Below are 6,757 nucleotides of genomic sequence, written 5' to 3'. Positions count from 1 at the left end.
ACGCGCAGCCAGAGCAGGGCGAGCAGGGCGGCCACCGCCGCGAACGGCAGGACCGCGCCGAGTGCCACCGCGAGCCAGCGCAGCATCGTCACGAACGCGTTCCAGCCGCCCGCGACCGCGTCCACGAACCCCGGGTCGTCGTCCTTCGCCTCCTTCTTCTTCACCGGGGTCTCGGACAGCGACAGGGTGATGGTGGCCAGGCTCGTGCGGTCCTTCAGGGACTCCTGGCGCGCGAGCAGCGCCTCCAGGTCGGCCTGGCGGGTGCTCAGCTCGCCCTCCAGGGTCACCACGTCACTGAGCTTCGTCGCCCGGTCCATCAGCTCGCGGATCCGGGCCACGCTGGCCCGTTGCGACGTGATGCGGCTCTCCACGTCCACGACCTGGTCGGTGACGTCCTGCGCCTTGGCGCTGCGGTCGAGGAGCTTGCCCGCGCCCTCCAGCTCGGTGAGGACCTCCTCGTACTTCTCGACGGGGACGCGCAGCACGACCCGGGTGCGCTCACGGCCCTCCCCGTCCCGGGTGGTGGTCTCGTTGCCGACGTAGCCGCCCGCGTTCTCGGTGCCGGTGCGGGCCTGCTCCAGGGCCTTCGGGACGTCCTTGACCTGCACGGTCAGCGAGGCCGTGCGGATGATGTGGCTCGTGGGGAGCTTCGACGGGGCGGTCGCCCGGGCTCCGCTTCCGGCGCCGCCGGGGGCGGCCTCGTTCGCGCCGGCCTTGGCGTCCGACTGCGGGGCGGCGGCCCCGCGGTCGGCGGCGCTGCTGCCGGCGGAGTCGTCGCCCGCGCCGCTGCATCCGGTGAGCGCGAGGGCCGCGGCCAGCAGGAGCGCCGTGAGCGCCGGGACGGGGTGCAGGGCGGGTCGTCGTGTGTGCATGCGGGCATCCCCCGGGGATCGGTTCGGCTGACGTCTCTTCGACGCCCGGACGGTGCCGGACGTTTGGTCCGGGACGGTTCCGATGCGGTCACGGTCAGGACTCGTGCAGGACACTCGTGCCGGACACCGGGGCGCGGAAGCGCTGTCAGTGGGGTCTGAGAGGCTGGGGGCATGCGCGAAGTTCAAGCCCGTGCGGGCACGGGGCAGGTCGTCGTCATCGGGGCGGGCATCGCGGGACTGGCCGCGGCGCACCGGCTGCTGGAGCGCGGGGCGCGGGTGACCGTGCTGGAGGCCTCCGGCCGGGTCGGCGGCAAGCTGCTGCCCGGGGAGATCGCGGGCGCGCGCGTGGACCTCGGCGCCGAGTCGATGCTGGCCCGCCGCCCCGAGGCGGTGGCGCTCGCCCGGGAGGCGGGCCTCGCCGACCGGCTCCAGCCGCCCGCGACCGCGACGGCCTCGATCTGGACCCGCGGCGCGCTGCGCCCGATGCCCAAGGGCCATGTGATGGGCGTTCCCGGCACCGCGGCGGCCCTGTCCGGTGTGCTGTCCGACGAGGGCCTCGCCCGCATCGACCGCGACGCCGAGCTGCCCCGCACGGAGGTCGGCGACGACGTGGCCGTCGGGGAGTACGTGGCGGCGCGCCTCGGCCGCGAGGTCGTCGACCGCCTCGTGGAGCCCCTGCTGGGCGGTGTGTACGCGGGCGACGCGTACCGCATCTCGATGCGCTCCGCCGTCCCGCAGCTGTTCCAGGCGGTCCGCAGCCACGCCTCCCTGACGGCAGGGGTCCGCGAGATCCAGGCGAAGGCGGCCACCGCGCAGCAGACCGGCCCGGTGTTCATGGGCCTCCGGGGCGGCGTCGGCACGCTGCCGCTCGCGGTGGCCGAGTCGGTGCGGGCCCGCGGGGGCGAGATCCTCACGGGGACGCCGGTGACGGAGCTGAGCCACAGCGCCGCCGACGGCGGATGGCGCGTGGTCGCGGGCGAGCGGGTGCTGCGCGCGGACGCGGTGGTGCTCGCCGTCCCCGCCCCCGTCGCCGCCCGGCTCCTGCGCACGCAGTCGCCGGGCGCCGCCGCCGAGCTCGGCGGCGTCGAGTACGCCTCCATGGCCCTGGTCACCCTCGCCTACCGCCGCGCCGAGGCGGGCCTGCCCGAGGGCAGCGGATTCCTCGTGCCGCCGGTGGACGGGCGCACCATCAAGGCGTCCACCTTCGCCTCGCAGAAGTGGGGCTGGATCGCCGACGAGAACCCCGACCTCGTCGTCCTGCGCACCTCGGTCGGGCGGTACGGCGAGACGGAGATCCTCCAGCGCGACGACAGCGACCTCGTGACGGTCTCCCGGCACGACCTGAAGGCGGCGACCGGCCTGGACGCCACGCCCGTCGCCACCCGCGTCACCCGCTGGGACGACGGCCTGCCCCAGTACCCCGTCGGCCACCACGCGCGCGTGGCCCGCGTCCGCGAGCACGTGGCGAAGCTCCCGGGGCTCGCCGTGTGCGGCGCGCAGTACGACGGCGTCGGCATCCCGGCGTGCATCGCGAGCGCGTACGCCGCCGTCGACCAGATCCACGGTGACCTGCGGGGTGTGCAGGAGCTCACCGCCCACCCGGTGCAGAGCCTGCACGGCGGAGCGGGAGAATGAGGAGCATGAGTGACGACGCCTCCACCACGGCCTCCAGCGCCGAGCCCGACCGCATCCCGAACAAGGGCAAGCTGGCCAAGGACCTCAACGAGGTCATCCGCTACACCCTCTGGTCCGTCTTCAAGCTGAAGGACGTCCTCCCCGAGGACCGCGCCGGGTACGCCGACGAGGTCCAGGAGCTGTTCGACCAGCTCGCCGCCAAGGACGTGACCGTCCGCGGCACGTACGACGTCTCGGGCCTGCGCGCCGACGCCGACCTCATGATCTGGTGGCACGCGGAGACCAGCGACGCGCTGCAGGAGGCGTACAACCTCTTCCGCCGCACGAAGCTGGGCCGGGCGCTCACGCCGGTGTGGTCGAACATGGCGCTGCACCGCCCCGCCGAGTTCAACCGCTCGCACATCCCGGCGTTCCTCGCCGACGAGACGCCCCGCAACTATGTCAGCGTCTACCCCTTCGTGCGCTCCTACGACTGGTACCTGCTGCCCGACGAGGACCGCCGCCGCATGCTCGCCGACCACGGCAAGATGGCCCGCGGCTTCCCGGACGTGCGCGCCAACACGGTCGCCTCGTTCTCCCTCGGCGACTACGAGTGGATCCTCGCCTTCGAGGCCGACGAGCTGTACCGCATCGTCGACCTGATGCGTCACCTGCGCGCCTCGGAGGCCCGCCGGCACGTCCGCGAGGAGGTCCCGTTCTTCACGGGCCGCCGCAAGGAGATCGCGGAGCTGGTCGCGGACCTGGCCTGATCAGCCGAGCGGCCGGTCGGCCCCGGGCCGCTCCGGGGCCGCCGACCGTGATCGTGACCGTGACGGTGACTGCGACTGTGACTGCGGCTTCGGTTCCGGATGCGCGGCGCAGTCCGTACGCCGTCCCGGCAGCCGGCCCGCCAGCAGATACGCCTCCACATGGCCGTTGACGCAGGCGTTCGGCCCGCCCGCCAGGCCGTGCGCGCCGGCGTCCCGCTCCGTCACCAGGACCGAGCCCGCGAGGCGGCGGTGGAGTTCGAGGGCGCCGTCGTAGGGCGTGGCGGCGTCCCGCTCGGCGGCCAGGATCAGCGTCGGCGGCAGTGCGCCCGGCCCGGCGCCGACGTCGAGCGGCCGCTGCCGCGGCCCCTCCCAGTAGGCACAGGGCAGGTTCGTCCACGCGTTGTCCCAGGTCTCGAAGGGCGCCCGCCGCGCGAGCCGGGTGTTGTCGCGGTCCCACACTGCCCAGTCCGTCGGCCAGGGGGCGTCGTTGCACTCGACCGCCACATAGACCGCGCGTGTGTTCTCCGCCTCGGCGGCGGCCTCCGGGCGTTGTTCCGCCTGCTCGACCAGCGGCCCGGGGTCGCCCTTGAGGTACGCCGACAGCGCGTGCGCCCGGTGCGGCCACTGGTCGTCGTAGTACCCGGCCTGGAGGAACGCTGCCTGCAACTGCCCGGGCCCGACCTTCCCGCCGGCCGGCTCGGCGGCCAGCCGCGCGCTCGCCCTCTCGTAGCTGCGCCGCACCTCCCGCGCGGTCCTGCCCAGCCCGTACACGTCGTCGTGCCGGGCGACCCACCTCCGGAAGTCCCGCCAGCGGCCCTCGAACGCCGCCGACTGGTCGAGGTTGTTGCGGTACCAGATCTCCGCCGGGTCGGGATCGACCGCCGAGTCGAACACCATCCGCCGCACGTGCGCGGGGAACAGCGTCGCGTACAGGGCTCCCAGGTACGTGCCGTACGACGTGCCCAGGAACGTCAGCCGTTCCTCGCCGAGCGCGGCGCGCAGGACGTCGAGGTCGCGGGCGTTGTTCAGCGAGTGGTAGTGCCGCAGCGCGCGGCCGGCCCGCTCGGCACAGCCGCGCGCGTACGCCTTCGCCTGCGCGATGCGTTTCTTCTTGTACGACTCCGAGGGGTGGGTCGGCGCCTGCGTGGGCCCCGTGAAGAACCGCTTGGGGTCCTGGCAGGACAGGGGCGTTGAACGGCCGACCCCCCGTGGGGCGTAGCCGACGAGGTCGTACGCGGCCGCGAGCCGCTTCCATTCGGGGAGCAGGCCGACGAGGGGGAAGTACACGCCGTTGGCGCCCGGGCCGCCCGGGTTGTAGACCAGGGCGCCCTGGCGGCGGACCGCGCGCTCGCCGTCGTGCGGGTCCTTGCGCGTGGCCCGGGCGCGGCCGACGGCGAGCTCGATCTGCCTGCCGTCGGGCCGGGCGTAGTCCAGCGGGACGGTGACCGTGCCGCACTGCATGCTGCCGGGGAGGTCCTGCGCGTCGGGGCACGGGCCGAAGTCGATGCCGGCCGCCTTCGCCCGCGCGGCGGCCACCGCGGTGCCGCGCAGCTCGGCCGCCGCTCTCGCGCCGTCGGTGTCCGGGACGGCGGTGAGGGCGCTCAGCAGCAAGGATCCTGCGGCCGAGTAGAGGAGGGCGGCTCTCATCGGTGTCCCTTCGGTGCACGGTGGCGACAAAAGGGATGTTTGGTGCGGTGGTTGAGGAAGGCAAGCACCGTCCGCCGGTGTCGGCGCCAATGCCCCTGTGCGCCCCCCGGTCGGTCAGTCGTGTGCCCCGCGGTGCGTGAAGGCGGCGCGCAGGTCCGGTTCGCCGATCGCGCTGACGCCGCGTACGGCCACGGAGGTGAGGTAGGTGCGGTCGTCGGCGGTGCCGTCCGCGTTCCGGGTCAGGGCGCCGAGCAGCCGCTGGCCGGCCGGGGAGGCCCAGCGCGAGTACGGGTGGATCTCGATGCGGGCGATGGCGAGGGAGCTCAGCGTCAGGGCGAGCGGCAGCGCGAACCACAGGGCGACCAGATGCCGCGGCATGTCCGGCGGAGCGGGCGTCAGCAGCGCGGCGACGCCGAGAGCGAGAACGGCGAGGGTCGCCGAGCGCACCTGGCGGACGGCCGCCGCGACCGTCGTGCGGGCGCTGTCGGGCACCGCGAGCCCCGCGCGCACCAGCCGGTCGGCGATGCCGCGTATCGCCTCCGCCGTGGCGGCGGTGGCCCGCACCGGCGCGATCCGGGACTGCCCCTCGGGGCCGATGGCCCCTATGACCGACCGCTCCATCTCGTCCCGCCCGCGCGGATCGACGACCGTCGCCCAGCCGGTGTGGGCGAGCAGCAGCCGGCGCTGGCGTGCCATGGCCACGAGGGTCACGTCGGCGACCCGCCGGGGCCCGCCGGAGAGGAACGCGGCCTCGTACAGCGTGAGTTCATGGATGCGGCCGGTGTCCGTGTCGCCGGCCGCGGCGCGTACGGCGGCCAGGCACAGGCGCGTGCACGCCGTGCCGGCCACGGCCCAGGCCGCCAGCAGGAAAAGAACCCAGAGCATATGTTGTTTGTATGTGACACGGTCCCGAAAACACCATGCCTTGTTTACGATCCGGACGGAGTGTTGCCGGTATGTGACGTTCCGTTTCACTGTTCCGGCGGCGGGCGGAACGTCGGCGGCGGAAGCGTGGTGGCCGGGTCCGGGACCGGAATCGAGGGTGCGGCCGGAGCGGGGGCGGCCGTCGGGGGAGCGGTGGCCATGTCGCGGGCCACGGCGTCGAAGTCGACGTAGCCCGTGGCCTCCAGGACCTTGATGTGGTCGAGGACGGTCGTGTTGGCGTCGTCGGCGAGGTCGCGCACGAGCGAGTTGCGGGTGCTCGCGCGGACCTGGGCGACGAGCGAGAAGACCCTGCCGTGCGCCAGCCGCAGGAGGTTGGCGAACTGGCGGTCGTACTCGGCGCCCTGTGCCGCGTCCAGGGTTTCCAGCCACCGCTTCTGCTGGTCGCCGGGCTCGTCCGGCAGGGCGAGGTTCAGCCGCGCGGCGACACCGCGGACCCGTTCGTCGAGGAACGCGTGCCCCTCGACGAGATGCCGGCCCGCTGTCCGGACGGCGGGCGTGGTCCCCTTCGTCCGCGCCTGCCGCCCCGCGGGCAGCTCCCACAGCCCGGCCAGCCGGACCTTGACGAGGAAGTCCTGGTCGAGCGCGGACAACGGGCCGTAGCTCGTGCGCAGAGTCCGGGCACTCAGCACGTCCGGCCCCGTCCCCGGCCGGTCGGTGTACGACCAGAGGGAGAAGACCAGCGCGGCGAGCGTCGCCGTCAGACACGTGACGATGAGCCCCGTGCCGCTGACGATGCCTCGGCCCTTGACGGGGGGTCGCGGTCGCATGGGGGTGCCTCCTGGTACGGCACCGCACGCCAGTGCGCTTCGGGTGCGGAGTTGACATGTTACTGCGAGGTCTACGTCAACTGCCGTACGGGGACGAACCGTTGTAACGCAGGCAGGGCGGGGCGATTGGGGGAGGCGGGAC

At 74.0% G+C, this 6,757-nt stretch carries 6 protein-coding genes; 2 read left to right on the top strand and 4 right to left on the bottom strand.

Annotated features, from left to right (window positions below; genetic code table 11):
• Window positions 1-872: DUF4349 domain-containing protein (locus tag CCL05_RS41535; protein WP_086565734.1), on the bottom strand; the 872-nt coding region annotated here is incomplete at its 3' end.
• Window positions 873-1,043: 171 nt separating this feature from the next.
• Here CCL05_RS41535 and hemG point away from each other — a divergent pair.
• Window positions 1,044-2,507 carry a protoporphyrinogen oxidase gene (gene hemG / locus CCL05_RS41530; RefSeq protein WP_086565733.1) on the top strand — a complete coding sequence of 488 codons (1,464 nt, stop codon included), beginning with the start codon at window positions 1,044-1,046 and terminating at the stop codon, window positions 2,505-2,507.
• Window positions 2,508-2,512: 5 nt separating this feature from the next.
• On the top strand, window positions 2,513-3,256 hold the full coding sequence (gene hemQ, locus CCL05_RS41525; RefSeq protein WP_086565732.1) for a hydrogen peroxide-dependent heme synthase: 744 nt from the start codon (window positions 2,513-2,515) through the stop codon (window positions 3,254-3,256).
• Here hemQ and CCL05_RS41520 read toward each other — a convergent pair whose 3' ends face one another.
• From CCL05_RS41520 to CCL05_RS41510, 3 genes are all read right to left on the bottom strand, one after another.
• On the bottom strand, window positions 3,257-4,903 hold the full coding sequence (locus tag CCL05_RS41520; RefSeq protein WP_086565731.1) for an alpha/beta hydrolase: 1,647 nt from the start codon (window positions 4,901-4,903) through the stop codon (window positions 3,257-3,259).
• A 114-nt stretch (window positions 4,904-5,017) separates the two neighbouring features.
• Window positions 5,018-5,788 (bottom strand): TIGR04222 domain-containing membrane protein, encoded by a 771-nt coding sequence (locus tag CCL05_RS41515; protein ID WP_086565730.1) that lies wholly within the window; start codon window positions 5,786-5,788, stop codon window positions 5,018-5,020.
• An 86-nt stretch (window positions 5,789-5,874) separates the two neighbouring features.
• Entirely contained in the window at window positions 5,875-6,615 is a 741-nt protein-coding gene (locus CCL05_RS41510) for a DUF4142 domain-containing protein (protein ID WP_086565729.1), read from the bottom strand.
• Between the last annotated feature and the right edge of the window lie 142 nt (window positions 6,616-6,757).

The sequence above is a fragment of the Streptomyces africanus genome, assembly GCF_002150735.1.
Classification (GTDB): Bacteria; Actinomycetota; Actinomycetes; order Streptomycetales; family Streptomycetaceae; genus Streptomyces; species Streptomyces africanus.
The sequence above is the reverse complement of the archived record's forward strand: the minus strand, read 5'-3'. Positions and strand labels throughout refer to the sequence as shown.

Excerpts from the sequence above, each read along its gene's own strand:
- hemG (WP_086565733.1), top strand. The coding sequence starts at position 1,044 with ATGCGCGAAGTTCAAGCCCGTGCGGGCACGGGGCAGGTCGTCGTCATC.
- hemQ (WP_086565732.1), top strand. The coding sequence starts at position 2,513 with ATGAGTGACGACGCCTCCACCACGGCCTCCAGCGCCGAGCCCGACCGC.
- CCL05_RS41520 (WP_086565731.1), bottom strand. The coding sequence starts at position 4,903 with ATGAGAGCCGCCCTCCTCTACTCGGCCGCAGGATCCTTGCTGCTGAGC.
- CCL05_RS41515 (WP_086565730.1), bottom strand. The coding sequence starts at position 5,788 with ATGCTCTGGGTTCTTTTCCTGCTGGCGGCCTGGGCCGTGGCCGGCACG.
- CCL05_RS41510 (WP_086565729.1), bottom strand. The coding sequence starts at position 6,615 with ATGCGACCGCGACCCCCCGTCAAGGGCCGAGGCATCGTCAGCGGCACG.